Below are 23,560 nucleotides of genomic sequence, written 5' to 3'. Positions count from 1 at the left end.
TTAGCGCGAGAGTTTGTAGACAGAGGTACCTGCGCGCAGATTGGGCGCCAAGCGCACGCTACGCCCCTCTTGCAGGCCAAAGCTGTCGAGCACGCGCAGGCCATTGCGCTGCGCTAGCAAGGCCAGGTCAGCATGGGTGCCAACGCGGATGTTGGGCGTGTCATACCACTGGTAGGGAAGGCGCTTGGTCACCGGCATGCGACCTTGGAGGATGCTCAATCGGTTGGGCCAATGGGCGAAATTGGGAAAGGCCACAATGCCCACGCGCCCCACGCGCACGGTCTCGCGCAGCATGGTCTCTGCATTGCGCAGGTGCTGCAGCGTGTCGATCTGCAACACCACGTCAAAGCTCGCATCCTCGAACATGCTCAAGCCCTGGTCCAGGTTGAGCTGCAGCACGTTGACACCACGCTGCACGCAGGCCAGCACATTGGCGTCGTCCAGCTCCACGCCGTAGCCGGTACAGCCGCGCACCCGCTGCAGATGGTCGAGCATGGCGCCGTCGCCGCAGCCTAAGTCCAGCACGCGGGAGCCGTGGGGTACCAAGCTGGCAATGGCATGCAGGGTGTTTTGATCGGTCATGCTGCCACCTTCACGTCACACGCAATGCTATCAAAATAGGAGCGAATGACGCTCATGTATCGGGGATCATCCAGCAAAAATGCATCATGCCCGTGGGGTGCATCGATTTCGGCGTAGCTCACGTCGCGCTGGTTGTCCAGCAGGGCTTTGACAACTTCGCGGCTGCGCTTGGGGCTGAAGCGCCAGTCGGTGGTGAAGCTGACCAGCAGGAATTTGCAGGTGGCACGTGCCAGCGCTTGGCTGAGGTCACCGCCACAGGCCTTTGCCGGATCAAAGTAATCGAGCGCCCGCGTGATCAGCAAGTAGGTGTTCGCGTCAAAGTACTCGGCGAACTTGTCGCCTTGGTAGCGCAAGTAGCTCTCGATTTGGAACTCCACATCTTGCGTGCTGTACTTGTAGCCGCTAGCGCTGGCCAACACCGCCTCTTTTAGTTCGCGCCCAAATTTCTCGTTCATCACGTCGTCGCTCAGGTAGGTGATGTGGCCGATCATGCGGGCGATGCGCAAACCGCGCTTGGGGATGACGCCGTGCTCGTAGAAGTGCCCGCCGTGGAAATCGGGGTCGGTCACGATGGCGCGCCGTGCTACTTCGTTGAAGGCAATATTCTCCGCCGTGAGGTTGGGCGCACTGGCCACTACCACTGCATGGCGCATTCGGTCAGGGTACTGCAATGTCCAGCTCAATGCCTGCATGCCCCCCAGCGAACCGCCCAACACAGCAGCCAGCGTCTGGATGCCCAACGCATCCAGCAGGCGCGCCTGCGCATTGACCCAGTCTTCCACCGTGACTACTGGAAAGTCGGCGCCATACACCTTGCCGGTGTCGGGGTGGGTATGCATAGGACCGGTGGAGCCAAAACAGGAGCCAAGGTTGTTCACACCGATAACGAAGAACTTGTTCGTATCCACCGACTTGCCCGGGCCAATCATGTTGTCCCACCAGCCCTCAGACTTTTCCTGCCCTTCGTACACGCCCGCCACATGATGCGAGGCGTTCAGGGCGTGGCACACCAGCACTGCGTTGGACTTGTCGGCATTGAGCGTGCCGTAGGTCTCGTAACTCAGGGAATAGCCGTGGATGGACGCTCCGCTTTGCAGCTGCAAAGGGGAATCAAAGCGCATGGTCTGAGGCGTGGCAATCAGCATAAAAACAAAACCCGGCAACGCTAAACGCGGGCCGGGTTGCAATGCCAAAAGGCGGGTCCGTGTTTAGCTGTATTTATTAAGCGCCCGCAAGCTGGAGCAAATTGGCGCTGTGCGCTGGCAGTATACCAATGAGGTCTGCTCAGGCCAGCAGGGCATACAAACCCAACCCGGCAAAGATCAACGCCGACACGATGTGCACGACGCGCAGCGGCACCAGGCGTGTCATGCGCTCACCCAGCCAGACCACGGGGGCGTTGGCCAGCATCATGCCCAGCGTGGTACCGGCCACCACCCACAAGTAGGCGTTGTATTTGGCGGCCAGCATGACGGTGGCGATCTGTGTCTTGTCACCCATTTCGGCCAGAAAGAAGGCCACCACGGTGGTGCCGAATACGCCCCAGCGCGGCTGCGCATCTGCCTCGTCATCGTCGATTTTGTCGGGGATCAACATCCACACGGCCATGGCGATGAAGGACGCGCCCAGAATCCAACGCAAGGTGGTGGGGCCGATGACGGTGGTCACCCAGGCACCCAAGGCACCCGCCATGGCGTGGTTGGCCAACGTGGCCACCAAGATGCCCCAGACGATGGGCCAAGGTTTGCGAAAGCGCGCGGCCAGGATGAGGGCGAGCAGCTGGGTTTTGTCGCCCATTTCAGCGAGTGCAACGATACCGGTGGAGAGGAGAAAAGCTTCCATGACGAGATCCATGGCCGGGGACCTACCAATGACTGCACGACACCCCCGGCCGAAATCAGAGGCGTGCAGTCAAAGGTCTCGCCAAGACCCGCGTGACGGGCCCTGCTTGCGCCATGGATACCGTCTCCGGCATCACAAGTCTGTTGACGCAAGCCCCTCTCAATGAAGAAGGGCGGCTACTCCCCAATGACAAGCGTTGATTGTATACCGCACAGCAGTTTTCACCCAGCCCCAAACTGGCGCAGTTTTTGCTTTATTTTGGTGCGTTTGCCAATTTCTTGGCAAAGATGCACCAATACAAAGCAATTACACGATAGAGGAACGTATGGAAGCACTCAAACAGGGCGCGGATGCCTTGTTCATCCTGCTCGGCGCCATCATGGTCTTGGCCATGCACGCCGGATTTGCCTTTCTAGAGCTGGGCACGGTACGCCGCAAAAACCAGGTCAACGCCCTGGTCAAGATTCTGGTGGACTTCTCGGTCTCCACCGTCGTCTACTTTGCGGTGGGTTACGCGGTGGCCTATGGCACTACGTTTTTTGTGGGCGCAGAGCAGTTGGCCGCCAAAAACGGCTACGACCTGGTGAAGTTCTTCTTCCTGCTCACCTTCGCGGCAGCTATCCCGGCCATCATCTCGGGCGGTATTGCCGAGCGCGCAAAGTTCTGGCCGCAGCTGATTGCCACCGCCGTCATCGTGGGTTTTGTCTACCCGTTTTACGAGGGCATTGTGTGGAACCAGCACTTCGGCGTGCAGGCCTGGATCAAGGGTTTGACTGGCGCCGAGTTTCACGACTTTGCTGGCAGTGTGGTGGTGCACGCCGTGGGCGGCTGGATTGCACTGGGCGCGGTGCTGCTGCTGGGTGCACGCAGCAACCGCTACCGCAAGGACGGCGCCATCTCGGCGCACCCCCCGTCCAGCATCCCCTTCCTAGCGCTGGGCGCCTGGATTCTGACGGTAGGCTGGTTTGGCTTCAATGTGATGAGTGCGCAGACGCTGGACAAGATCAGCGGCTTGGTGGCGGTGAACTCGCTCATGGCCATGGTGGGCGGCACACTGGCAGCGCTAGCTGCGGGCAAAAACGACCCCGGCTTTGTGCACAACGGCCCGCTGGCCGGCTTGGTGGCGGTGTGCGCGGGCTCCGACCTGATGCACCCGTTGGGCGCTCTGGTGGTGGGCGGTGTGGCCGGCGCCATTTTTGTCGTGATGTTCACGCTCACACAAAACAAGTGGAAGATCGACGACGTGCTGGGCGTGTGGCCGTTGCACGGGCTGTGCGGCACCTGGGGCGGCATTGCAGCCGGCCTGTTTGGCAGCCAGACCTTGGGCGGCCTGGGCGGTGTAAGTTTGGGTGCGCAGGTGATCGGCACACTGATAGGCGTGGCCTGGGCCACGGCGGGCGGCTTTGTGGTCTACGGTGTGCTTAAGGCAACCACGGGCCTGCGCCTCAGCCAGGAGGAGGAATTTGATGGCGCTGACCTCAGCATCCACAAAATCAGTGCCACGCCGGAGCGCGAAGCAAACTGGTGACCGCTGATAGGAAACAATTGAGTCTGTCGGACGAGAATTAAGTCTGTCGAACTATTCTGAGGAAATTGTCTCGGCAGTCTCTATGCAACACCGCCCAATAACTAGGCAATGCAAATTGGAGAACTCAATCGACAGCACAGTCCACTCTAGGCAGGAGTCGACCCAAACCGGCAGTAGCGAACGATCAAATATTTGCCCGACTGCGGACATTCACGGACCTGCGAATTCACGTCACCAATGTCTGCGTCCGGGAAACTCAATCTGCATGTTGGCCAGTGGGGGGATTCAACTTTAGCCCATGAATGATTGCCGCAGACCGTACGGGCGGTCGCAGCCGGAACATCAGTGTCGGTTCACTACCAGAGACCGGCGGTTCGACGGGGGTGCCTGGTGTCAATCAGTTTAAATAGCCTCTGCATGAGTCCTCACTGGAACGCTCAAGTACCTTTCATAGAAGAACTTTACGCAGCCAATGGTGAATTCCGCGAGGGCCGTCCAGTCGTCGGCATCGCAATCGGTTTCCTCATCCTTCCACAGTTGATGAACAACTTGGTTGCGGAGGGCATAAAACTTATCTACGAATTTTGGCAACGCAGAGCGAACCTCTTTAGCGTCGTCGGATCCAAGCGCTTGGGAAAGCGAATTGAACGGTTTGCACTGCGTAGTTAGGTTTTGAAAGGACACCATGTGGCGCTGCGAGTATTCGTCGAACAGTCGTTCCAGCGAGTCTCGCTCGACACGCTTCCAGCGAAGCTCCGAATAGCATGCGCGGGCCAACTCAATCAAGTCCAATTCGCCTTCGCCTCTGTCCAACTTGAGTGCGCCGGCCAGTGCCCTCACGCGCGGAAGCACGAATACGAACTCGAGCGTGCGATACAGCTCCAAGAAGGCGTGGCGAGGTATAGGGCTCGATAGTGCCGTGAACAGGTTATCGTCGAACAAGTGAGACCTCTCTTGCAAGAAGATCTCTCGGATGCAGTCGATCGATTTCTGGCTGAGGCCCCCACGGGCGGTCAGAGGCTTGTGATGGGCGAGAATAAAGTTGGCAACATGCCTGCTCGCTCCAGGCTTTGATGGACGAACAGCCTCCGCATTTCGGACCCGAAAGACTGAGAACTCTTCGAAGGCGCCGCGAAGTACCGCGAAATCCACTCCGTCGCCTTGGCTTGCCGGAAAGGCAATGTACTCCTCGACCCAATCCAGGGACTCTGAGCGAGGGGTGAGTTTCAATTGGTCGATCAAGAAAAGGCCAACCGCAATTCCGAAATCGACCAACTCGATGGGAGCATTGCCGGCGCCGATCAAATCCTCCGAGTCGCTTTCCGCTAGGCTCATTTTGAGCGCAACGCAATACTTGCCCGCAATTGAAAAATCGAATGCCGAAATCCCACCAGCAGCCGTCCAAGCGTTACCTTTCACCAGCGATTTGAGTTCTAGGACGTCAGCCTCAATATCGCTCGGTGGAGCAACCTTACCCTTAACCGGCACTCCGTTTATGCCCACGAACTTGGCAAGTGCCCTGGCTTCTAGCTTTCCAATGTCGGTGGTCATTTATAAGCCGACCAACACGGAGTCAGGCTTTGCAGCTGGGCAGCGTCATTGAACATGAGCTCGAACGCCCTGAAGAAAAATTCGCGCTCGTACTCGCCTATCCGCCCTGACCTCGCAGAGATTTTCTCATTTAGGGTGGCGTAGTCGACGAATTCCGACGAGACCTTATCGATCACAATTTGGACGGCCGATGTCAGGCGCTCAAGCTTTAAGCGCATTTCCGAAAAAGTGAAGGCGTAGCCAGGCTTGCCGAGAAGATACTGGGCGGCGGCCGCCGCAAAGCCTATGCTCGCCGGCGCGCTGGTGAAGATGTCGCGGCCTTCTTTGAAACGTGTTGAATCGGTCACCAAATCCTCGGAGCAGGTAGTCTTAGAAAGTACCTGGTCGAACCTCGCCAGCAACTTCATCGTTTCGATGAACACCGGGAGCGTGTCTTGATTGGCCGTAGCTTCGGTCGCGTCCATCCGCGCGAAGTCCTCTGCCACCTTTTCTTTGAGTTCAATATGCGGTTTGCGAGAGGTGAACGCCAAGAAGAGCTCAACGATCCGCGCCGAGCGATATTGGCCTGCGCCGCTGCGGCGCTCCTTGGAGTCGATTTCGAAGACCGTAATTTCGGTGGCGCCCTTTTCGATCTCAAGTAGCACTTGCTTGTAGATCGTCTCCAGCTGCCGCTTGATGTCCCATGGCACTTGACCTGTGTTGAGCACCAACATGCGATATACGAGGCTGTCTAAGCTTTTGGCTAACCAAAGATCAACGCGAATGTTCGTGCCGTCGATGTTTGAATCACGCATCGCGGCATCGAGGGCTGTGGTGCGCTGCATGCCGTCAATGATCGAGAGGCGACTCTTGTCAATTGATCTCAATAGGTGCACAAAGGCCTCATTCGACTCCACTTTGGAAGCGGCCTCGAAAATTTCGTCTCCTACCACGGCGCCGAGGACGATTGGAGGCAAGAGTGCTCCGTTTTTAATGTCCTCGACCATCCGCTTCCGGATGTTAATACCTGTCTTAGTCTTCAGTGGTGCGCGCTGGCCCTCAATGCCACCAGATTCCCGATAAACAGCTTCTACCATGGAGAGATATTCGGCGGCACCGATTTGCCCCATCCCGGATAAGCAGTTGACGCGCGCGTCGCTCAAAAATATGTCAGCCATAGGGTCCTTGGTTGGTTGCTTCGGTCGAAGCTCCGACACCGAAGCTCTGCGAATCGGTATCGGATCTGAAGACTTATGAAGGATAGCTCCAATTTTCGCGCCTTATTTCGAAGCAAGAAACTCGTATTGCCCAAGGATACGATCATGATTAACGAGCGTCGACCTTCGGTTTTCTGAACCCTTCGGCCAAAACGTGGCAACTTAGCTGAAATCAAAGCGATCCGGGTGCTCAATGAAACGCCGGAGGGTCTGCGCGCCATATGTCGGGCTGGCAGGGATGTGTGCAACCATATTGCGGATTCGGCAGCGCCAAGTGTCATCTTGCGATTCAGCTCCAATCTATGTCGGACATCGCTCGCCGTAGGTTTCGGAGGAGTGCTAAGGGGGCGAAAGCTCCGTAGAAGAGCGTCAGCTTCCGTCCATGCCTGTGATCAATCTGTTCATTGCGCTAAACCAGACACTCGCGAATACCCGAAAGTGGCCCTGTGCCGCAGTCGACCCAAAGCGGTCGTCTGGTGGTGCGAATTGATGACCTATTAGCTGACATTCAAAAAAGGCTGGTTAGGCGGGTAAGCCTGCAAGGGCAGCCACGCGATGATATGAGGGAGAGCCATCATGCGACTTAGTCCCGGCTAGACCACCAACATCGTTACGTTGCTGATACTCACAACAGCATATGCGAATGCCGCCCAGATTGCGGTTTCCCAGTGTGTCAGTGCTAATGAAGCGGCTTTGACTGGAAACAGGAAGACAGCAATCCAAACCTGCACCCACAGGGGGACGCTTTGAAAGGATTGCCATATCCGCAGCATTCTGTACGGCATGGGAGCTCCCTTATGCCTTGGGCGACACAGCGTAGGCCGCAAACGGTGCGTCCAGCAGTGGGTCAAACGCGTGGTTGCTGTAGTTGCTCAGGGTTTTGACGGCCAACGCCAGGACGATGTACAGCAATTGGTGCTCCGTGTAGCCCGCACCATAAAAGGCCCGTGCCTGTGCATCATTGAGGCGTCCACGTTGGAGCACTAGGGCTGTGGTGGTTGCGCGCAAGACTTCCAGCTTGCTGTCCGGCACGGTGGTACCTGAGCGAATGGCTTGCAGCACGGGCGCAGGCACGCCCGACATCTTGTCTGCCACCATGCTGTGTGCGGCGGTGCAATAGTCACAGCCGTTGGCAATGCTTGTAGCCAGAAAAACGACTTCCTGCTCCGCGGGGCTGAAGCCTGAATCGCTGCGAAACAGGCCGTATCCGTGCAAATACGTGCTCAGTACCGCAGGTGCGTTGGCCATGTTGGCATACATCGCGGGCACAAAGCCCATCTTGCTTTGAGCATCTGCTAGTTGGGCAGCTGCTGTGCCTGTAGCAGTGGCGGGGGTGAGTGCGGTAAGGGTGTTGATAAACGACGAGGCAGACATGCAATAACTCCAGGCGATGGTGCTGTGCACCGGTGCGTCCCAACCCGGTGATGGCACGATTGCCGGCCACTGGTGGGGCGTGCATGAATGCTAAAAATTCACGCCTTATTTGCGTTGCCCTAATGTCTCGTTGCTTGTACCAGGCATCTCAGTGTGTGTGTCCAAGGGCTGTGGGTGTGGCCCTTTCAACCACGCGCCTGGTGGTTGCCCCACCTTGCGCGTGAAGGCTCGCGTAAAAGCACTGGCACTGGTGTAGCCCACTTCGTCAACCACGTGCTTGAGGCCGCGGCCGCTACGCATCAGCCTTTGTGCAGTGGTAATCCGCCAGGAGCTGACGTAGTCAGCCGGCGTGTCCCCGGTGATCTGACGAAACAACAGCGCGAAGCGTGCGCGCGACATGCCAGCGTGATCGGCCATGGATTCCAGCGTCCAAGCCTGCTCTGGGTGCTCATGCACTGCATGCAAGACTTTGGACAAGCGTGGGTGGGCCAGGCCCGCCATGGAGCCCCCCTGAGCCAGACCGTTCTCCATGCAGTAGCGCAGCAGTTTCACCATGATGATTTCGCAATAGCGGTCCAAAATGGCTTGGCGCCCAAACTGTTGCTCAAAGGCTTCGTCAAACATGGCTTGCAACAAGGTGGCCATGTCAGGCATGGCCTGAAGAGGCACCATCACCGCAGATGGCAATGCGCTGGTAATCGGGTTCCACCCGCCCATGCCGAACTGAACCGTGCCACACACCATGTCCGACCCTGCATCTTGGTCCACCACCAATCGATGAGGCCCAGGGCGTGGCAGAAAAAGCACCGTAGGCTCGTTCACCACAATGGGCTTGGCGTTGATACCAATCAGCTGTGCCGTACCGGAACGCACAAGGTGCAAGTGCCCACGGCTGGAGTCATCAGGAAAGCCATACACCCCACAAATGTTTCCCGCATAGAAAACACCGGCGCGCAGGGCGTACTGATTGAGCAGGATGGTTAAGCTATCCATGAGGATGAAATGGATATAAAAATGTCATTTTCTATCCATTTCGTTTCTTCTGGGGGACATTTTTACACCCAATGCGCGCTTGCCCAGAGAGCGCTCGGGGTTCGCAAAAGCCCCCTAAGGTCTCGTTTGCGTTGCCAAAGCATGTTTGGTCGCGCGGTAGGTCGCCACGCAATAGGGCACTACAAAATTCATGGCGATATGCACCCACGCGATACCACTTCCTTCCAGCAATGCCTCGCCCTGATTTAGTGCATTGAGCAGAGAGCCCACTACTAATGCGATGCGCACAGCGTTATGGACAATATCGCGTGAACAGGCCATCCGGATAAAGTCTTGCATGCCGTATCCGTCAATGCCCCACGCACTTGCATGGAGCGCAGTAAATGCTACGAAGCATTAGTCTTTTGGCTGAAAGTACACACTGACGGCTTTCGTATTCAAGTAGGCATCCAGCGCTTCCATACCACCTTCGCTGCCATAACCTGAATCCTTCTGACCACCGAAGGGCATTTCTGGCGCAGATTTTGCGGCTTGGTTGACCCATAGCATTCCCGCCTGAATGTCTTGGCTGACCTGATGCAGAGTGTTCAGGTTTTCTGTAAACAGGTAGCTCGCCAAGCCATAGGGCAGTCGGTTCGATTCTTGGATCGCCTCCTGCAGCCGATTGAAGGTTCGGATGGCTACGATGGGGCCAAACGGTTCCTCATTGAAGAGTTTGGCGCTCAAAGGGACATCGGTGAAAACATGTGGGGCAAAGAAGTAGCCACCGAAGTCATCGACTTTTGCACCTGCGACCCAAGTGGCACCTTTGCGCACAGCGTCGTCCACGAAACTCTGCATGGCGGTAACCCGGCGCTGATTGGTCAATGGCCCCATGGTGCTTGCGGGCGACAAGCCGTCACCAATATGGATTTGCTGGATTCTGGCGCAGAGTGCGCTGGTAAAAGCTTTTTCAATAGACGAATGAACTAGGAACCGGCTGGGTGCGATGCAGACTTGTCCTGCGTTTCTGAACTTTGCCAAGAGACAGGTGTCTGCAGCGCGTTCTATGTCTGCGTCCTCGGCAACGATGACGGGAGCATGCCCGCCCAGCTCCATCGAGACACGTTTCATATGTTGGCCCGCAAGTGCCGCCAATTGTTTGCCTACCGGGGTGCTGCCGGTAAACGTCACCTTTTGCACCAGCGGACTGGAAATCAGTTGGTGGGAGATGTCTGCCGGATTTCCAAAAAGCAGGCCGATGACGCCTTTAGGCAGGCCTGCATCTGCAAAGGCTCGTACGAGTTCGCTGGGGGACGCTGGTGTTTCTTCGGCGGCTTTGAGAATGATGCTGCAACCTACCGTCAACGCAGCTGCCACCTTGCGTGCTGCCTGATTGACCGGGAAGTTCCAAGGTGTGAACGCGGCGACAACGCCCACCGGTTCTTTCACAACCAGTTGTTGTGTGTTGCTGAGTCTTGCCTGCACCACACGCCCCGCAATACGAGGCCCCTCTTGCGAGAAGTAGGCAATCGTCTGCGCAGCCGAAAGAACTTCTGTGAGCGATTCGGCCAGGGGCTTTCCTTGCTCCAGCGTCATCAGACGGGCAATCTCGGGGGCACGCGCCCGCAACAAATGGGCAGCTCGGTCCAGCACTTCCGATCTGGCGGAGGCTGGGGTTCTGCTCCAAACCTGAAAGCCTTGTTGCGCGTGAATCAGGGATTCATCCACATCCGTCGCCGAAGCCTTGGCGACGCTGCCAATGTGGTGACCTGTCGCGGGATTGACGACTGGCAGGCGCGCGCCATCCTGTGCTTCCCGCCAAGTGTTTCCAATGAAAAGAAGGCTGTCCGGATACTCGGGGGAAGTGTTTTTTTGAATCACTGTGAGCTTTGACTGATCCACTGGCTATGCTCCGAGCTGGGTCAGGTGCTGGTCCAGCAAGGTAAAGAACTCCAGCGGTGTTTCAATCATGGGGTAATGCCCAGCACCATCGATCATCACCAGATTTGCGTTGGGCAGCCAGCGGAGGTAGGTGTCGGTGAGAAGTTGCTGCCCAATCGCCCCATCGTGCTTACCGCCGATGACCAAGGTGGGTGTCGCCAGACCCTGTGTAGTTTGCGAGAAGTCCGTCCTGGTCCATTCCTGAAGGTAGGCGAGAAATGCCGGTGTTGTCGAGCTTGCGCGGGCACTTTTCGTCAAGTTCTGAAGTAACTTGGTGCTGTGACGTTTGCCGGTCAGCGTATTGAATATTTCTGTCAGCGCGTGGTCGCTGGTCGCAGAGGATTCAAAAAAGTCTTGAGTAGCTGTGTCGAGTGCAAATCCAGAGCTCGGTACAGGCGTTATTGCAATCAGCGAGACCAAGCGCTCGGGCGCACGGAGCGCCATCTTCTGGGCAACCATGCCTCCCATGGAGTGACCAATCACATGAAAGGACTTCCAGCCAAGGGCTGCTGTCAGATGAAGTGCATCTTCTGCCACTTCATCCAGAGTGAAATCCCCATTCTTGTCGCTGGACATTCCATAGCCGCGGTAGTCCATCAGCGCAACTGAGTATCGATCGTGGTCGAAATAGCCGAGCACAGTTGAGTAGATGGAATGGTCACTCAACCATCCGTGCAACAGCAGAAGTTTTGTAGGGCCGTATCCATGTACTTTGCAACCGATGTTCATTTTGTCTCCAGATGGTGTTGGTATTGGCGCAGCTGTCGGTAAACCAGCACCCGGCATGGATACTTCTGGCTTGCTGATCTGCTGCGCTCTTGTGTCGAGGCGCCTGGAAATTCTGAGGTTTGTGCGTGTTCGTGCGCTGACGAATCGTCTCGATTGCTATGCCATTTGTCTCAGGTGTGATTTCAGAACTACTCCAAAAAGCTTCGACACCGAGACATCGTCATTACCGGCTAGTTGAGCCGTTTGATCAGGCTGGAGGTGTCCCAGCGCTGGCCGCCCATCTGCTGCACATCGGCGTAGAACTGGTCCACCAGCGCGGTCACTGGCAGGCGGGCGCCGTTGCGTTTGGCTTCGTCCAGCACCAGGCCCAGGTCTTTGCGCATCCAGTCCACCGCAAAACCAAAGTCAAACTTGTCGGCCACCATGGTCTTGCCACGGTTGTCCATCTGCCAGCTTTGCGCCGCACCCTTGCCAATCACATCCAGCACCTGGTTCATGTCCAGCCCGGCTTTTTGGCCAAAGGCAATCGCTTCGCTCAGACTTTGCACCAGCCCGGCAATACAAATCTGGTTGACCATCTTGGCCAGTTGGCCGGCGCCGCTGTCACCCAGCAGCGTGAAGGCGCGTGAGAAGGCCATTGCCACGGGTTTGACGGTCTCAAACGCATTGGCATCACCGCCACACATCACGGTCAGCAGGCCGTTCTGTGCACCGGCCTGGCCACCCGACACCGGGGCGTCGATGAACTGCAGACCTTTGGCCCGGGCTGCCGCGCTGAGCTCGCAGGCAATGTCGGCCGAGGCTGTGGTGTGGTCCACAAAAATGGCGCCGGGCTTCATGCCGGCAAAGGCGCCGTCGGCCCCCAGGGTCACGCTGCGCAGGTCGTTGTCATTGCCCACGCAGCAAAACACAATGTCGGCCTGCTGCACCGCCTGGCGTGGCGTGGGGGCATGCGAATGGGCACCCAATTGGCTGCTGGCATCCGCAAACTCTGCGCACCAAGCTATCGATTTGCTAGCAGTTCGGTTGTAAACGGTCACTTGGTGACCCGCGCGTGCCAGGTGCCCGGCCATGGGGTAACCCATGACGCCCAGGCCCAGAAAGGCAACGGAGTAAGCGGGAGAGGGTTCGTAGGTCTTGTCGTTGATGTTGGGCATGGGGGAGCTCTCACGCAGTTTCAGGCGAACTGGGCAATGCCGTTGCCGAAACTCCAGTTTTCTCTGGGAGCCTCAATGAGGTTGATGATCACGTCTTGTGCTTTAAACGGTGTGTGGTGTTCAATCTCTGAGGCAATGGCGGAAAACAATGCCTTCTTCAGTTCTGTTGGCCTCGGGGCCAAAGTGATCTGAATCAGCACAATGGCCTGGGTGTGCGTGATGCCCAAAAAGTCCTCGGTACAAACCAATTCATCGCGCATTCGGCGTGAAATGGTCTGAAAGCGATCCGCAATCGGAATATTGAGCGCTCCGACCATGGCCTTGTGGACCAGGTCTGCCACATGTCGAATGGTCTGTGGTGGTGTGTCAGCAGGAATATCAATCCGGACGAGTGGCATGTTGTCTCCTTAGGTGTTGTGAGGCTGGCGGGTTACGTTTGAATCAACTCAATCCGGTACCCGTCCGGGTCCAGAATGAAAGCAATGTGTTCGACATCTGCACGGTCTAGTGACGTTGCAGACATGGGGCCAGGCTGCCGAACGACAGAAATGCCGGCGGCTTTCAAGTCATTGCACGTCGCATAGATGTCGCTGCATCCCAGCGCGATGTGCCCATAGGCATCACCCATGGCGTAGGTTCTTTCGCCCCAGTTGTGTGTCAACTCAATGACCGAGCTGGAGCCTTCGTCGCCATAGCCGAGAAAGGCGAGCGTGAACTGCCCATCGGGATACCGTTCCATGCGCATGAGTCGCATGCCTAGTAGCTCCGTATAGAACTTGATGGAGCGCTCCAACTCGGAGACGCGGAGCATGGTGTGCAACAGACGGGTTGGATGGCTGGAGTGCACGACTTCATCGTGGTGTGTCATGGACTTGGTTTGTATGGCGTTGATACGGGCAGGTGGCTACAGATCGCAAAGCGTGTAGCCACCCGGAGTCGGCTCTAGCCCAGGGCTGCAGCTGCGCCTAGCTGCTCGTTGGTGTACGCCTTGCCACCAATGCCCCACATGCCATCAATTGCGTATTTCAGATTCACCCAGATTTTTTCCCGCGGATGCTTGCCATCGCAGGCGTCAAAAACGATCTGCGTGGCTTCCGCCACGTAGGCTTCCTGAATCTCCCGAGAGGCAAAAGCGAACGAGGGCGTCAGCCATTCGACAATTGCCACCGGCGTTGGCTGCAAGCCCGCAAAGGTGCTGTCTGCAGCAATGTCTGCAATATGTCCAATCACATTGGGGGTAAAGAATTTGTTGCCGGTCAGTCCGTGCAGCTTCAAGAAAGCTTCTGAGAGCTTGGCTACGGTAGCCTGGCGGCGCTCCTTGGGAAGCAGTCCTTCGGTGATGATGAGTGTGAGTGGCATTTCTACTCCAAGAGTCATGAGATAAGTGCAGAACTCGGCGTGGCTCTGTCCTGCGTTGTGTACGGAGCATCCGCACCGGCGTAATGTGCGATGGCAGGGGCATTTCGGAAACCACTTGTGACGAACAGTGCTTGTGCAGAAAATGCACAACCATGCATGAATTGAATCTGGACGATTTTTTGTTGTTTGCGCAGGTGGCCAGTGCGCAGTCGTTCTCAACTGTCGCCCGCGACCGCAATGTCGCCCCTAGTTACGTATCGAGAAGAATGGCGCGCATTGAAGCCGCCTGTGGTCTGCGGCTAGCCCATCGCACCACCCACAGCCTTTCCTTGACTGAAGAAGGCGAAGTGTTTCTGGAGCATGCCCGCCGAATCCTCGAAGAGTTTGGCCAGCTTCAAGACGGTATTGGTGGGCGTAGCAAGAGTATTTCGGGCGTAGTGCGTATCAGCGTGAGCCAATTGCTGGCGGAATATGTGCTGATCCCTCGTTTGCACAAACTCGCCGGGCTGCATGCCGGTTTGTCTGTGGAGTTGCAGGTGGAAGACCGGCTGGTGGACATGGCGGACGAGTCCATCGACATCGCCATTCGTGCGGGTGCAGAACCCGCCCAGGCCGCAATTGCCAGAACACTGGGGACACATGGTCGCGCCCTTTACGCGTCACCAACCTATTTGCGCAAGTGGGGCACACCAAAGTCCATAGACGACTTGTCCGCGCATCGACTTATTTCCAACGCAGCCACCCAATCTCACAATCGATGGGAATTCCTGGGCGAAGCGGCTCCTGTCACTTTGGAGGTTCAGGGCAATGTGCGGGTGAACAACAGTGCGTCCGTTATTTCGCTGGCGCTGAATGGTGCCGGAATTGCCCGAATTAATGACGTGGTGGGTGATGCGCTGGTCAAAGAAGGACGGTTGCGCCCCGTATTGACCAAGTTTGTACATCCAGGCAGCAACCCCGTGTATGCAGTGATTTTGAGCACCCGGCACAGGGCGCCCAAGATAGTGGCGGCCATGGATTTTCTTCAGTCCTGTTTTTCCGAGTTTCGACCGTCCACTCGCGCCATCTAGCCACTTGGGACTTCGCTGCGTGGGCTGGTCAGTTGCTGTCTGCTGACAGGTTCTGTCACTGCTTCAGTGAACACTGCGTCTTGCCGCTGAGCTAGCGGTGATATTCAACAGATGCAAAGGAAAATCATGTCAGCAGTATTGGAATCCGTGACCTTTCGATTGGCTCCTGAAGCCACAGTGAGTGCTTTCACCCAGGCCAGTGAGGTCACGTTTGCTTGGGTGCGGCAGCAGCCGGGCTTTGTGCACAGGGTCTTGAGCTGTGACGAAGCCGGGCAATGGTCGGACCAGGTTTTGTGGGTGTCGATGGTCCAAGCACAAGCCGCCAGCGAAGCTTTCATGCATAACTTTGGCGACTCTGCATTCATGGCTCTGATGGACCCTACAACAGTGCAGATGCAGCACACTGCGGTGCACGCACACACCTGACGATGAAAAAATCCGACCGCCTCTTTCGCTTGGTCCAGCTTTTGCAAGGCAGGCGGACTGCCTTGCCTGCACACGTCATTGCGCGTGAAATGCAGGTCTCCCTGCGCACGGTGTACCGGGACATCGAGGGCCTGGTGCACTCCGGGATGCACATCGAGGGAGAGGCGGGCGTTGGTTATGTGCTGCACAAACAGGCCCATGTGCCGCCCCTCATGTTCAGTGCCGACGAGGTATTGGCCCTGCTGGTTGGTAGTCGCATGGTGCAGGCCACCACAGACCGGGAGCTGGGGCTCGCCGCCCGCGCGGCTGAGCAAAAAATTCGTGCAGTATTGAGCGATGCCTTGAAGGCACAGGCAGATCAGCAGCCCTATCGCATTCCCCAACTGGAGAAAGATGCCAAATTGCGGGCATTGCACGGCGTAATTCGGGATGCCTGCACATCGCAGTCCAAGCTTCATCTGCACTATGCCGATGAGGCGCAACACATCACACATCGAACTGTTTGGCCTCTGAGCCTTGTGGGGCTGCAAGGAGTCTGGCTACTGCTGGCTTGGTGCGAGATGCGTCAGGATTACCGCAACTTCCGGTTTGACCGAATGCACTCGGTGACAGCCTTGCCCGAAACATTTGAGACCACTGCGACCATCCATGTAGAACACTATTTCGCCACTGTCCTTGGGGTAGATGCCAGCGCTTGGCGATGATGTGGTGGCGTGATTCTCGCCCAATGCCAGTCCGCTTAGATGACGTGTTCCAAGCCTACGTTGGCCTGGGTTCTACGGAGTGTTCTATGTTGATTGAGAAATTACAGCATCGGCAAACTGGCATCGTGCTGTACGGGTTGGTGCCACCCGGTTAGGCACCGAGGCAGCCGCCATGCAGGACATTGCCCTGGACGGCTTGGTGCTGTATTGGATTCAAGATGAGGCCGACCGGACCGCGCAAGAGCGTCCCTTCCCGTACATGGCGACCGAGGATGCACACAGCGGACACTGCGCAGGGCTGACAAGACATTTTGCGCTTGTGTGCGCTGGAAGGGGCCATGATGACGCGGTCCATGCACGTCATGCTCCTGAGCGATGCCGAATGGTCTGCAGTGTTGGCGGATGTGAACAGCATCCTAAGATTGCTTGAGATCCTGAACCGTGGATTTGCAGCTGCTTGCCCTCAGCAGCTGGCAACCCAGACCCGTCTCAGCAAGCGGTCCTTGCAGCTGCCTGAGGGCCTGCCCATAGCAGTCGAATAGGCTCGTTTATTTCTGGCGAGCCTCTGAGGCACTCAATGCCCCATCAGGATGTCATCAGCAACGTTCTTGTCGTGAACACCAAACTTGTCCACCAGGGTTGCACTAGCCTCGTTCAGGCCCAGAACTTCGACATCGGTACCCTTTCTGCGGAATTTCAGGACAACCTTATCTAGCGCGCTGACAGCTGTGATGTCCCAGAAGTGGGCATGCGTAAGGTCAATGCGGACCTTAGCCTGTGGGGTTTCGAAATCAAAGGCGTCGATAAAGCGGTCGGCAGACGCGAAGAACACCTGACCGTAGATCTCGTAAATGCGAGTCGTACCGTCGTCTTCGGTCTTGGCTTGGATCAGCAGAATCTGCCCGATCTTGTGCGCGAAAAAGAAGCCTGACAGCAACACACCAGTGAGCACACCGCGCGCCAGGTCGTGGGTGTAGACCGTGACGGCCACCGTGGCCAACATCACCACGCTGGAGCTTTTGGGGTGTTCGCGCAGGTTCTTGAACGAGCCCCAGCTGAAGGTGCCGATAGACACCATGATCATCACGGCAACCAGCGCAGCCATGGGGATCTGTTTGACCCAATCGCCCAGAAATACCACCAAAATCAACAGCACCACACCTGCCACCAAGGTGGACAGGCGCCCACGCCCGCCGGACTTTACGTTGATGACCGATTGGCCAATCATGGCGCAACCGGCCATGCCGCCGATGAATCCGGTGGCGATATTGGCGACGCCCTGGCCCACACATTCACGGTTCTTGTTGCTCTTGGTGTCAGTCATGTCGTCGACGATGGTGGCGGTCATTAGCGACTCCAGCAGACCCACCACCATCAGCGTGGCCGAGTAAGGCAGGATGATGCCCAGCGTGGTCCAGTTCAGCGGCACATCTGGCATCAGAAAGACTGGCAGGCTGTCCGGCAATTCACCCATATGGCCCACGGTGCGGATATCCAGACCCAGGTAGATGGACACTCCTGTCAGCACCACGATGGTCACCAGCGGTGAGGGCACCGCCTTGGTGAGGTATGGCAGACCGTAGATGATGGCCAGGCCAGCAGCGGTCATGGCATAGACCTGCCAACCCACGTTGGTGAGTTCAGGCAACTGCGCCATGAAAATCAAAATGGCCAGGGCATTTACAAAACCGGTGACCACCGAGCGTGAGACAAAACGCATCAAGGCCCCCAGCTTGACCCAGCCGGCAACAATTTGCAGCACACCGGTCAGCACCGTGGCGGCCAGCAGGTACTGCAGGCCATGGTCTTTGACCAGCGACGCAATGACCAGTGCCATTGCGCCGGTGGCCGCCGAGATCATGCCGGGCCGACCACCCGCGAACGCGATGATGGTGGCAATGGAAAACGAGGCATACAGGCCGACCTTGGGGTCCACCCCCGCGATGATGGAAAACGCGATGGCTTCAGGAATCAGCGCGAGCGCGACGACCAGGCCGGCGAGCACGTCGCCGCGGACGTTGAAAAGCCAACTTTGTTTAATGATTTGGAATGACATGGAAGATCCAACCGCTCAGGTAAGGAGCCGTTACACAAAAAAAGGAAGATGCTCCATCTCTCAAGAAACGAGAGACGGGCGAAAGCTAACAGTGGGCCTTTGGCCAGTGTTGCTTCAAGGTGGCGTGACAGAACAAAAATAACCTCGTGGCAAGCCAGCACCACGGTAGTGAACCTGGCTATAGCAACGTGGATTTGAGCACCTAACCATGTGCCGATTCTAGCGATCGGTTTCCAAAGCAAATATGGGTGTTGAAAGGTGGGTAATGCTACGACTACTATTTTGACGCTCGATTGCGGGCATTCAACAATATCCGCAACTGGCCCTGACCTGTCTCAGCAGTCGACCCAAAGCAGCCTTCTGGTAGCTCTGATTCATGGCCAGATAGCGGACATACAAGGTTGGCTCACCCAGCGGTTACGATGGTAAGGGAGTGTTTGAACTACCCTATGATTAAGCATCGGCAACGAGGACATTACCATGGCATCAACTCCCGCACCTATTCCCGCCAATCCACAGCCCATTGAACAGGTCCCAGTGCGAATCGACGTTCCCTTGAAGCCAAAGTATTGAATCGGAGAGTTGCATGGCCACGAACCCCGCTCCCGCACCGATCCCGGCCAATCCTCAGCCGTTGGACCAAGTTCCAATGCGCAGAGACGATCAACGCCCTTACGAAACCAAGTAAGACCTAGTGCTGGATGAGGTGCGCCAAAACCAATCCAGCCAGTCCTGCTAGAGGCGAAGCGACCATCCAACGGTAGGCCGCGTCGAGCGCTTTGGCCCGCTCAATGTTCGCATAGCTGAACGCTTGGATCTGGATGTCTGCCGCTGCCAGTTGGTCCCATCTGGTGAGATTCAAACCTTGCTCCAGATCGGCCTCGCCACCTTCCTTCTCTGAGTGCTTCGTGACCCTCTCGCGGATCTTCGCGCTCGTGGTGCCAGCCGACATCTCATTGGTAGCCGCCCCTTTAAGGAGAAGCACGGACGCCGCCACGAACCACCAAGCGGCCATGAGAGCCATTGGGATGATTTGCCAGAGGTATCCGTCAGCGCCGATCTTGCCGAGGGCGTAGATGGAGACTGCGCCCGATGCGCCCATGGTCAAGGTGGCGAACTTGTATGCCCGCTCATGCATAGCGTCATATGAGGCTCGTGCCTCTTTGAGCGAGGCATCAACAGTCTTTTCCGCAAAGTCGATGGTTTCCATGCCGTTATTACACTGGCTTCGAGCCGATAACGCCAGGATAACCTGGGACGCCCGGACTTATCTATTGGAACTAACCATGGGCACTAGAAGTGATCCATGGCCAGGCCAAAGTTGCGATTGGGTGAATCTTGCTCGTGGGATTGGATTGAGAACTGGTCACCACTCCGACCTTGGTCCGAACGCTTCGAACTCTGTGAGGCGCGCGTGTATTGCTCGGTTAATCGAAGAAGTGGTACCTAGCCACTTTTCAACGCCAGCACATACATGCATAAGAGCAGTAGCAGCAATGAGGACTACGTCCTTCGCCGAGTGCCCCTTACCAGGATAGTTGAGTATTCGCGTGAATTCCACCAGCCGTTCGCACCCTAAAACCACCAGTGATTCGCATCAAATCCACCAACGCTATTTATGGCGCTGGCGCAAGCTGAACAATCACTCTCGACCCAAAGCGGGAATCCGTACCTATCAGCTACCCCATCGTCCTAGCGCAGACAGAGCGGGGTGCCAATGCCCCGATGCCATGCGGGCTTTGACACGGGCGCGGTAGTCGTCTGGTTCTGGTGCCTGGTCGTGCCTCTGCCTGTGACGTCGGGAGTTACAAAAGTAGCATGCGGCAGCAATGTTCTCGCCCGCATTTGTACCTCCGTCAGTTCTTGCGTGCAGATGTTCGGCGGTACACCTAAGCAACTTCACCTGGGGAGCTTCTAAGCCCAGGTAATCGGTCAGGACTTCGGCGTCTTCCTCAAGCCACATGGGCAATCCACAGTAATAGCAGATACCGCCTTGACTTTCGTAAGCGCGTTTTCGATTGTTGATGAGTGATGTCATCAGAGACTCCTTGAACAAGTTCAAGCTGTCCCCGTTGTCCGAATTGGATATGGCGGGAGCGGTGGCTAAATGCCTGTATGCCGCTATGCCTGTCCGTAGGGATCAGGCGGTCGAAGTGCGCTTATGGTCCTCGAGCGAGTGAATTGTGCCGGGCGTGGCCACCAAGCGCAAGGGGTACAGTGAGCAGTGCCAATGAAGGCTGCACTGGTTCAGAACCTTTAGCCGGATACCATAAAACCCTCAAAGTGAGTGCCTGATGATCTCATCCCGTGAACCCAATCCGCGCCTCGATATCTTGCGAGAGGAAGTGGAGCGGGACATGTTCTCGCCGATGCGGACGCACGGTTGGAGCGTAAACATCGTCGCAGAACACGATGCTCATTCGAGCTTAGAGTTCGAGGCAAAGAAGGGCGAGCATTTGATTCGGCTGGCGGTTTTGTACAGCACGGGAACTGAAAACCAGCACTACAAGCTGCTAGAGAAGCGGGTGGAGAGAATTTTCTTCCGCGGACAAGCCTATATGCTGGAGTCGTTTGCCCAGGGCGTGAGGATACCCGTGGAGTCGATAGCTGAATTTTTTCCCTATCTAGTCGAACTGAACAAACAGTCCGAGCCCGATCGTTCTTCGTCAAAGCCACCGCAGAAGCTTCGAGTCCGCAGAATTACTGAAGAAAACCCGCTCGAAGGGATTTTTATGCGGTTGGGGCAGTTCACCAGCATCAACCTTGCCGTAAAGCTCGTGCAGCGTAGGGCGAACGATGCCGCAGTCGAACTATCAGCGCAAGATGTAAGAACCAAGGCAGAGGGCATTGCCTACTCAATGAGAAATGCCCTGGACTATGTAACATCTTCTGCGACAGAGAAGCTCAACAAGCGCATCTTGGGTCTGTATTACGGCACCATGGCATTCGCATTCGCGGAGATGTTGGCCAAACCAACTGGCCCCAACAGTCTGGATGTCATCGAGGGCATGACCAGGCAAGGTCATGGTTTGTACACGTATGCCGAGAGTGGATTCAATGATTTGAGGGTTGGGGTACTAGCTGAAGGTTTCATGACGCGATGGCTCGACATGCTTGGGCATGACACCGCTGGTTTTCCAAGACGCAAGGCAAAGAGTACCGAGGATTTCGGGAGACTACCTGCCGATAGCTGGTGTACGCTGGAACAGCTTTTCTCATCGATGCCCGAAATAGATGACCTGTTTTCAGAAGTTTTTGGAAGTGCGCAGGGTTGGCTAACTCCTGGCTACGACAATGAGGCGAACCCCCATACAGTAGTCTTGCAGACCAAGCGTAAGGCGAGCAGTGCCTATGCTTGCTTGTATGACCGATCGAGTTTGGTGTCGTTGCAGCGAGTCGAGTCGGCGGGGTGGCCATTGGCGGAGTTGCGGATCAAAGGAAAAGGCGACGAGGGGCAAGTTTTCAGTGCTCGTGTGGATCACGCGGGACATGACATCTGGTGGAGCGCATTGCCAACCCATTCATCTCCGTTCGCTCACAGAACAACGCTGTTGCTCCCGACCATCGGAGGTATGACGGAGTACCGAACTATTGCAGCGGCAACCCTCTACGCACTCTCGATCATGGTTAGGTACATGCCAAGTGCATGGCGGCGGATTGAAGGTGGTACAGATGACCAATACCTCGCACTGGTCAAAGCATCATTGAATGTATGGGAACGTGTGCTGCCGGAGCAATTTCTTCAGAGCATCGTCAATGAGCAGGTGTACTCCGGGCAACCTGGAGGATTTTTCTCCTAGAGGGGCGCTTGGCTTCATTCACTTACTAAACCTGCGAGCACTCGAAGGGCAGGTCTATGTCTGGGTGCTTCAGCGTGCTGAAGTTGAACAGCGCAGGGGCTGCGACTTGGTTGCCTTCCTGGGCAGCTTGGCCGTCAGCCTCCTCCGATCAGATTGTTAGTCTGCTTTCAAGAGATTTGCAGTCAAATTCACTCGAACGGGGGATGGACAAGACGCAAGCGCAGACTACCCTTACATAGTTCATAGTTCATAGTTCATAGTTGATTTGGATGGATCAAAGTGCTTCGGACCAACGTTCAAATTGACTAGGACTTTACGGAACGAGCGTAGGTGCACACAGCTATTTTTACCATGCACCGATGCGGGCAATGATCTGGAGCTTTCTTAGCGTACTGGACAACCGGAGTAGGAGCAAGAATGCGTAGAACGACCTTCATAGAAAGCTACGGTGCCACCTGCAAGAACTGGACCTGGAGTTGGTCATTCGTGAACAAGACGCAACGTTTTGTGATCTTTGGCGCCTGGCAGGAGGATAGCCATCATATTGCCGGGCGACACTTGATACTAGATGAGCACTGGGCAACGCGCATTCCCAAAGGTTCAACCAAGGCCCGTCGTCAACCAGGCTACCCCCAAGCTATCGAACATTTGTCGCGTGTTGCTGAAGAGGGCTATGCACTGTTCACGTTCCCAATCTGGCAGGCATCAGTGGGGAAAACGGGAGCGGGGCGGGACCCGTCATCCATAGGGCGGTTTGAACCTAGGCTTACGCCAAAGACCTTGGTGCATGAAGGCGGGATGTGGTGGGCACAAGATCTATCCGTTGTAGCCCTTCACTCGGAGCCAGACGTTCAAGATGACCTCGCAGATGTCGGCGCCCCGGAACTGGGACGTGATGAAGGTCATAGCAAGCCGACTGGTCCCGGGCACTATTTCCCGCGGGACAGGAAGGTGCGTGAAGATGTGCTGAAGAAGTCCGGGGAAAAGTGCGAGCGAAAGGGATGCTCCGAACAACTCCGATACAAGAGTTTCCTAGATGTGCACCACATTCTTGGAATTGCAAAAAGTGACAGGGTGACTAACTGTGTGGCGCTTTGCCCTAATTGCCACCGTGATGCACACTACTCACCAAACAAGGATGCACTCAATAAACAGCTTCATGCCTATGCAAGAAAACGCCCCTCCAACTAGTGCGATTGGGGCAATCTACAAGCCAAAGGTTGTTATTTGAATCCGTTTAATCGCTGCAATGCCCAAATGAGATAGAAGG

The 23,560-nt window shown here is 56.3% G+C and carries 23 protein-coding genes and 1 riboswitch; of the genes, 6 read left to right on the top strand and 17 right to left on the bottom strand.

Going from position 1 to position 23,560, the window contains the following annotated elements:
* The 3 genes from metW to CHU94_RS14585 form a co-directional block, all read right to left on the bottom strand.
* On the bottom strand, nt 1-582 hold the full coding sequence (gene metW / locus CHU94_RS14595; protein ID WP_094481204.1) for a methionine biosynthesis protein MetW: 582 nt from the start codon (nt 580-582) through the stop codon (nt 1-3).
* Entirely contained in the window at nt 579-1,727 is a 1,149-nt protein-coding gene (locus CHU94_RS14590; RefSeq protein WP_094481202.1) for a homoserine O-acetyltransferase, read from the bottom strand. The genes metW and CHU94_RS14590 overlap by 4 nt, the downstream gene beginning before the upstream one ends.
* A 139-nt stretch (nt 1,728-1,866) precedes the next feature.
* Nucleotides 1,867-2,424 (bottom strand): TMEM165/GDT1 family protein, encoded by a 558-nt coding sequence (locus CHU94_RS14585; RefSeq protein WP_094482741.1) that lies wholly within the window; start codon nt 2,422-2,424, stop codon nt 1,867-1,869.
* Nucleotides 2,425-2,428: 4 nt separating this feature from the next.
* Nucleotides 2,429-2,621, bottom strand: a riboswitch (yybP-ykoY riboswitch).
* Between the two features lie 128 nt (nt 2,622-2,749).
* On the opposite strand from CHU94_RS14585, the gene CHU94_RS14580 reads away from it, so the two are divergent.
* Complete coding sequence (locus tag CHU94_RS14580; RefSeq protein WP_094481200.1) at nt 2,750-3,952, top strand: ammonium transporter; 1,203 nt, start codon at nt 2,750-2,752, stop codon at nt 3,950-3,952.
* Nucleotides 3,953-4,354: 402 nt separating this feature from the next.
* On the opposite strand, the gene CHU94_RS14575 is transcribed toward CHU94_RS14580, so the two are convergent.
* The 11 genes from CHU94_RS14575 to CHU94_RS14525 form a co-directional block, all read right to left on the bottom strand.
* Nucleotides 4,355-5,503 carry a hypothetical protein gene (locus CHU94_RS14575; RefSeq protein WP_094481198.1) on the bottom strand — a complete coding sequence of 383 codons (1,149 nt, stop codon included), beginning with the start codon at nt 5,501-5,503 and terminating at the stop codon, nt 4,355-4,357.
* A complete protein-coding gene (locus CHU94_RS14570; protein WP_094481196.1) occupies nt 5,500-6,660 on the bottom strand; it encodes a hypothetical protein in 1,161 nt (386 codons plus the stop codon). Before CHU94_RS14570 ends, CHU94_RS14575 begins: the two co-directional genes overlap by 4 nt.
* 834 nt (nt 6,661-7,494) lie before the next feature.
* Nucleotides 7,495-8,073, bottom strand: coding sequence for a carboxymuconolactone decarboxylase family protein (locus tag CHU94_RS14565; RefSeq protein WP_094481194.1), 579 nt, complete (start codon nt 8,071-8,073; stop codon nt 7,495-7,497).
* A gap of 105 nt (nt 8,074-8,178) precedes the next feature.
* Entirely contained in the window at nt 8,179-9,066 is an 888-nt protein-coding gene (locus CHU94_RS14560; protein WP_094481192.1) for an AraC family transcriptional regulator, read from the bottom strand.
* Nucleotides 9,067-9,180: 114 nt separating this feature from the next.
* A complete protein-coding gene (gene nrtS / locus CHU94_RS14555) occupies nt 9,181-9,405 on the bottom strand; it encodes a nitrate/nitrite transporter NrtS (RefSeq protein WP_094481190.1) in 225 nt (74 codons plus the stop codon).
* Between the two features lie 57 nt (nt 9,406-9,462).
* Entirely contained in the window at nt 9,463-10,950 is a 1,488-nt protein-coding gene (locus CHU94_RS14550) for an NAD-dependent succinate-semialdehyde dehydrogenase (protein ID WP_255033980.1), read from the bottom strand.
* A gap of 3 nt (nt 10,951-10,953) precedes the next feature.
* Nucleotides 10,954-11,718, bottom strand: a complete 765-nt coding sequence (locus CHU94_RS14545) for an alpha/beta fold hydrolase (RefSeq protein ID WP_176452047.1) — start codon at nt 11,716-11,718, stop codon at nt 10,954-10,956.
* A 230-nt stretch (nt 11,719-11,948) separates the two neighbouring features.
* Nucleotides 11,949-12,875, bottom strand: coding sequence for an NAD(P)-dependent oxidoreductase (locus tag CHU94_RS14540; RefSeq protein ID WP_094481186.1), 927 nt, complete (start codon nt 12,873-12,875; stop codon nt 11,949-11,951).
* 20 nt (nt 12,876-12,895) lie between these two features.
* Nucleotides 12,896-13,273: a tautomerase family protein gene (locus tag CHU94_RS14535; RefSeq protein WP_094481184.1), complete on the bottom strand. Its 378-nt coding sequence runs from the start codon at nt 13,271-13,273 to the stop codon at nt 12,896-12,898.
* A gap of 32 nt (nt 13,274-13,305) precedes the next feature.
* Nucleotides 13,306-13,743, bottom strand: a complete 438-nt coding sequence (gene gloA / locus CHU94_RS14530) for a lactoylglutathione lyase (protein WP_094481182.1) — start codon at nt 13,741-13,743, stop codon at nt 13,306-13,308.
* 74 nt (nt 13,744-13,817) lie between these two features.
* The gene (locus CHU94_RS14525) at nt 13,818-14,234 is read right to left on the bottom strand and encodes a 4-oxalocrotonate tautomerase (RefSeq protein ID WP_094481180.1); all 417 of its coding nucleotides are present in this window, start codon (nt 14,232-14,234) and stop codon (nt 13,818-13,820) included.
* Between the two features lie 152 nt (nt 14,235-14,386).
* Here CHU94_RS14525 and CHU94_RS14520 point away from each other — a divergent pair, with 152 nt between their 5' ends.
* The 3 genes from CHU94_RS14520 (at nt 14,387) to CHU94_RS14510 (ending at nt 16,434) form a co-directional block, all read left to right on the top strand.
* Nucleotides 14,387-15,304, top strand: a complete 918-nt coding sequence (locus CHU94_RS14520) for a LysR family transcriptional regulator (protein ID WP_176452046.1) — start codon at nt 14,387-14,389, stop codon at nt 15,302-15,304.
* Nucleotides 15,305-15,430: 126 nt separating this feature from the next.
* The gene (locus tag CHU94_RS14515; RefSeq protein WP_094481176.1) at nt 15,431-15,730 is read left to right on the top strand and encodes a hypothetical protein; all 300 of its coding nucleotides are present in this window, start codon (nt 15,431-15,433) and stop codon (nt 15,728-15,730) included.
* Between the two features lie 2 nt (nt 15,731-15,732).
* The gene (locus CHU94_RS14510) at nt 15,733-16,434 is read left to right on the top strand and encodes a YafY family protein (RefSeq protein WP_094481174.1); all 702 of its coding nucleotides are present in this window, start codon (nt 15,733-15,735) and stop codon (nt 16,432-16,434) included.
* Between the two features lie 574 nt (nt 16,435-17,008).
* On the opposite strand, the gene CHU94_RS14500 is transcribed toward CHU94_RS14510, so the two are convergent.
* The 3 genes from CHU94_RS14500 to CHU94_RS19695 form a co-directional block, all read right to left on the bottom strand.
* On the bottom strand, nt 17,009-18,490 hold the full coding sequence (locus CHU94_RS14500) for a SulP family inorganic anion transporter (RefSeq protein WP_094481170.1): 1,482 nt from the start codon (nt 18,488-18,490) through the stop codon (nt 17,009-17,011).
* A gap of 691 nt (nt 18,491-19,181) precedes the next feature.
* Complete coding sequence (locus CHU94_RS14495) at nt 19,182-19,700, bottom strand: hypothetical protein (protein WP_094481168.1); 519 nt, start codon at nt 19,698-19,700, stop codon at nt 19,182-19,184.
* Nucleotides 19,701-20,165: 465 nt separating this feature from the next.
* Entirely contained in the window at nt 20,166-20,453 is a 288-nt protein-coding gene (locus CHU94_RS19695) for an HNH endonuclease (protein ID WP_369597404.1), read from the bottom strand.
* A gap of 331 nt (nt 20,454-20,784) precedes the next feature.
* Between CHU94_RS19695 and CHU94_RS14490 the strand changes: the two genes are divergently transcribed.
* Nucleotides 20,785-22,290: a hypothetical protein gene (locus CHU94_RS14490; RefSeq protein WP_141211466.1), complete on the top strand. Its 1,506-nt coding sequence runs from the start codon at nt 20,785-20,787 to the stop codon at nt 22,288-22,290.
* A 417-nt stretch (nt 22,291-22,707) separates the two neighbouring features.
* Nucleotides 22,708-23,481, top strand: a complete 774-nt coding sequence (locus tag CHU94_RS14485) for an HNH endonuclease (RefSeq protein ID WP_094481164.1) — start codon at nt 22,708-22,710, stop codon at nt 23,479-23,481.
* Nucleotides 23,482-23,560 lie beyond the last annotated feature (79 nt).

The organism is Rhodoferax sp. TH121 (assembly GCF_002251855.1).
GTDB lineage: Bacteria > Pseudomonadota > Gammaproteobacteria > Burkholderiales > Burkholderiaceae_C > Allorhodoferax.
The sequence above is the reverse complement of the archived record's forward strand: the minus strand, read 5'-3'. Positions and strand labels throughout refer to the sequence as shown.

What these genes read in the sequence shown, in the direction of transcription:
- CHU94_RS14540 (WP_094481186.1), bottom strand. Translation starts at nt 12,875, where the DNA reads ATGCCCAACATCAACGACAAGACCTACGAACCCTCTCCCGCTTACTCC.
- CHU94_RS14510 (WP_094481174.1), top strand. Translation starts at nt 15,733, where the DNA reads ATGAAAAAATCCGACCGCCTCTTTCGCTTGGTCCAGCTTTTGCAAGGC.
- metW (WP_094481204.1), bottom strand. Translation starts at nt 582, where the DNA reads ATGACCGATCAAAACACCCTGCATGCCATTGCCAGCTTGGTACCCCAC.
- CHU94_RS14590 (WP_094481202.1), bottom strand. Translation starts at nt 1,727, where the DNA reads ATGCTGATTGCCACGCCTCAGACCATGCGCTTTGATTCCCCTTTGCAG.
- CHU94_RS14580 (WP_094481200.1), top strand. Translation starts at nt 2,750, where the DNA reads ATGGAAGCACTCAAACAGGGCGCGGATGCCTTGTTCATCCTGCTCGGC.
- CHU94_RS14525 (WP_094481180.1), bottom strand. Translation starts at nt 14,234, where the DNA reads ATGCCACTCACACTCATCATCACCGAAGGACTGCTTCCCAAGGAGCGC.
- CHU94_RS14560 (WP_094481192.1), bottom strand. Translation starts at nt 9,066, where the DNA reads ATGGATAGCTTAACCATCCTGCTCAATCAGTACGCCCTGCGCGCCGGT.
- CHU94_RS14520 (WP_176452046.1), top strand. Translation starts at nt 14,387, where the DNA reads ATGCATGAATTGAATCTGGACGATTTTTTGTTGTTTGCGCAGGTGGCC.
- CHU94_RS14485 (WP_094481164.1), top strand. Translation starts at nt 22,708, where the DNA reads ATGCGTAGAACGACCTTCATAGAAAGCTACGGTGCCACCTGCAAGAAC.
- CHU94_RS14535 (WP_094481184.1), bottom strand. Translation starts at nt 13,273, where the DNA reads ATGCCACTCGTCCGGATTGATATTCCTGCTGACACACCACCACAGACC.
- CHU94_RS14545 (WP_176452047.1), bottom strand. Translation starts at nt 11,718, where the DNA reads ATGAACATCGGTTGCAAAGTACATGGATACGGCCCTACAAAACTTCTG.
- CHU94_RS14570 (WP_094481196.1), bottom strand. Translation starts at nt 6,660, where the DNA reads ATGGCTGACATATTTTTGAGCGACGCGCGCGTCAACTGCTTATCCGGG.
- nrtS (WP_094481190.1), bottom strand. Translation starts at nt 9,405, where the DNA reads ATGCAAGACTTTATCCGGATGGCCTGTTCACGCGATATTGTCCATAAC.
- CHU94_RS14515 (WP_094481176.1), top strand. Translation starts at nt 15,431, where the DNA reads ATGTCAGCAGTATTGGAATCCGTGACCTTTCGATTGGCTCCTGAAGCC.
- CHU94_RS14490 (WP_141211466.1), top strand. Translation starts at nt 20,785, where the DNA reads ATGATCTCATCCCGTGAACCCAATCCGCGCCTCGATATCTTGCGAGAG.
- CHU94_RS14495 (WP_094481168.1), bottom strand. Translation starts at nt 19,700, where the DNA reads ATGGAAACCATCGACTTTGCGGAAAAGACTGTTGATGCCTCGCTCAAA.
- gloA (WP_094481182.1), bottom strand. Translation starts at nt 13,743, where the DNA reads ATGACACACCACGATGAAGTCGTGCACTCCAGCCATCCAACCCGTCTG.
- CHU94_RS14565 (WP_094481194.1), bottom strand. Translation starts at nt 8,073, where the DNA reads ATGTCTGCCTCGTCGTTTATCAACACCCTTACCGCACTCACCCCCGCC.
- CHU94_RS14585 (WP_094482741.1), bottom strand. Translation starts at nt 2,424, where the DNA reads ATGGAAGCTTTTCTCCTCTCCACCGGTATCGTTGCACTCGCTGAAATG.
- CHU94_RS19695 (WP_369597404.1), bottom strand. Translation starts at nt 20,453, where the DNA reads ATGTGGCTTGAGGAAGACGCCGAAGTCCTGACCGATTACCTGGGCTTA.
- CHU94_RS14575 (WP_094481198.1), bottom strand. Translation starts at nt 5,503, where the DNA reads ATGACCACCGACATTGGAAAGCTAGAAGCCAGGGCACTTGCCAAGTTC.
- CHU94_RS14500 (WP_094481170.1), bottom strand. Translation starts at nt 18,490, where the DNA reads ATGTCATTCCAAATCATTAAACAAAGTTGGCTTTTCAACGTCCGCGGC.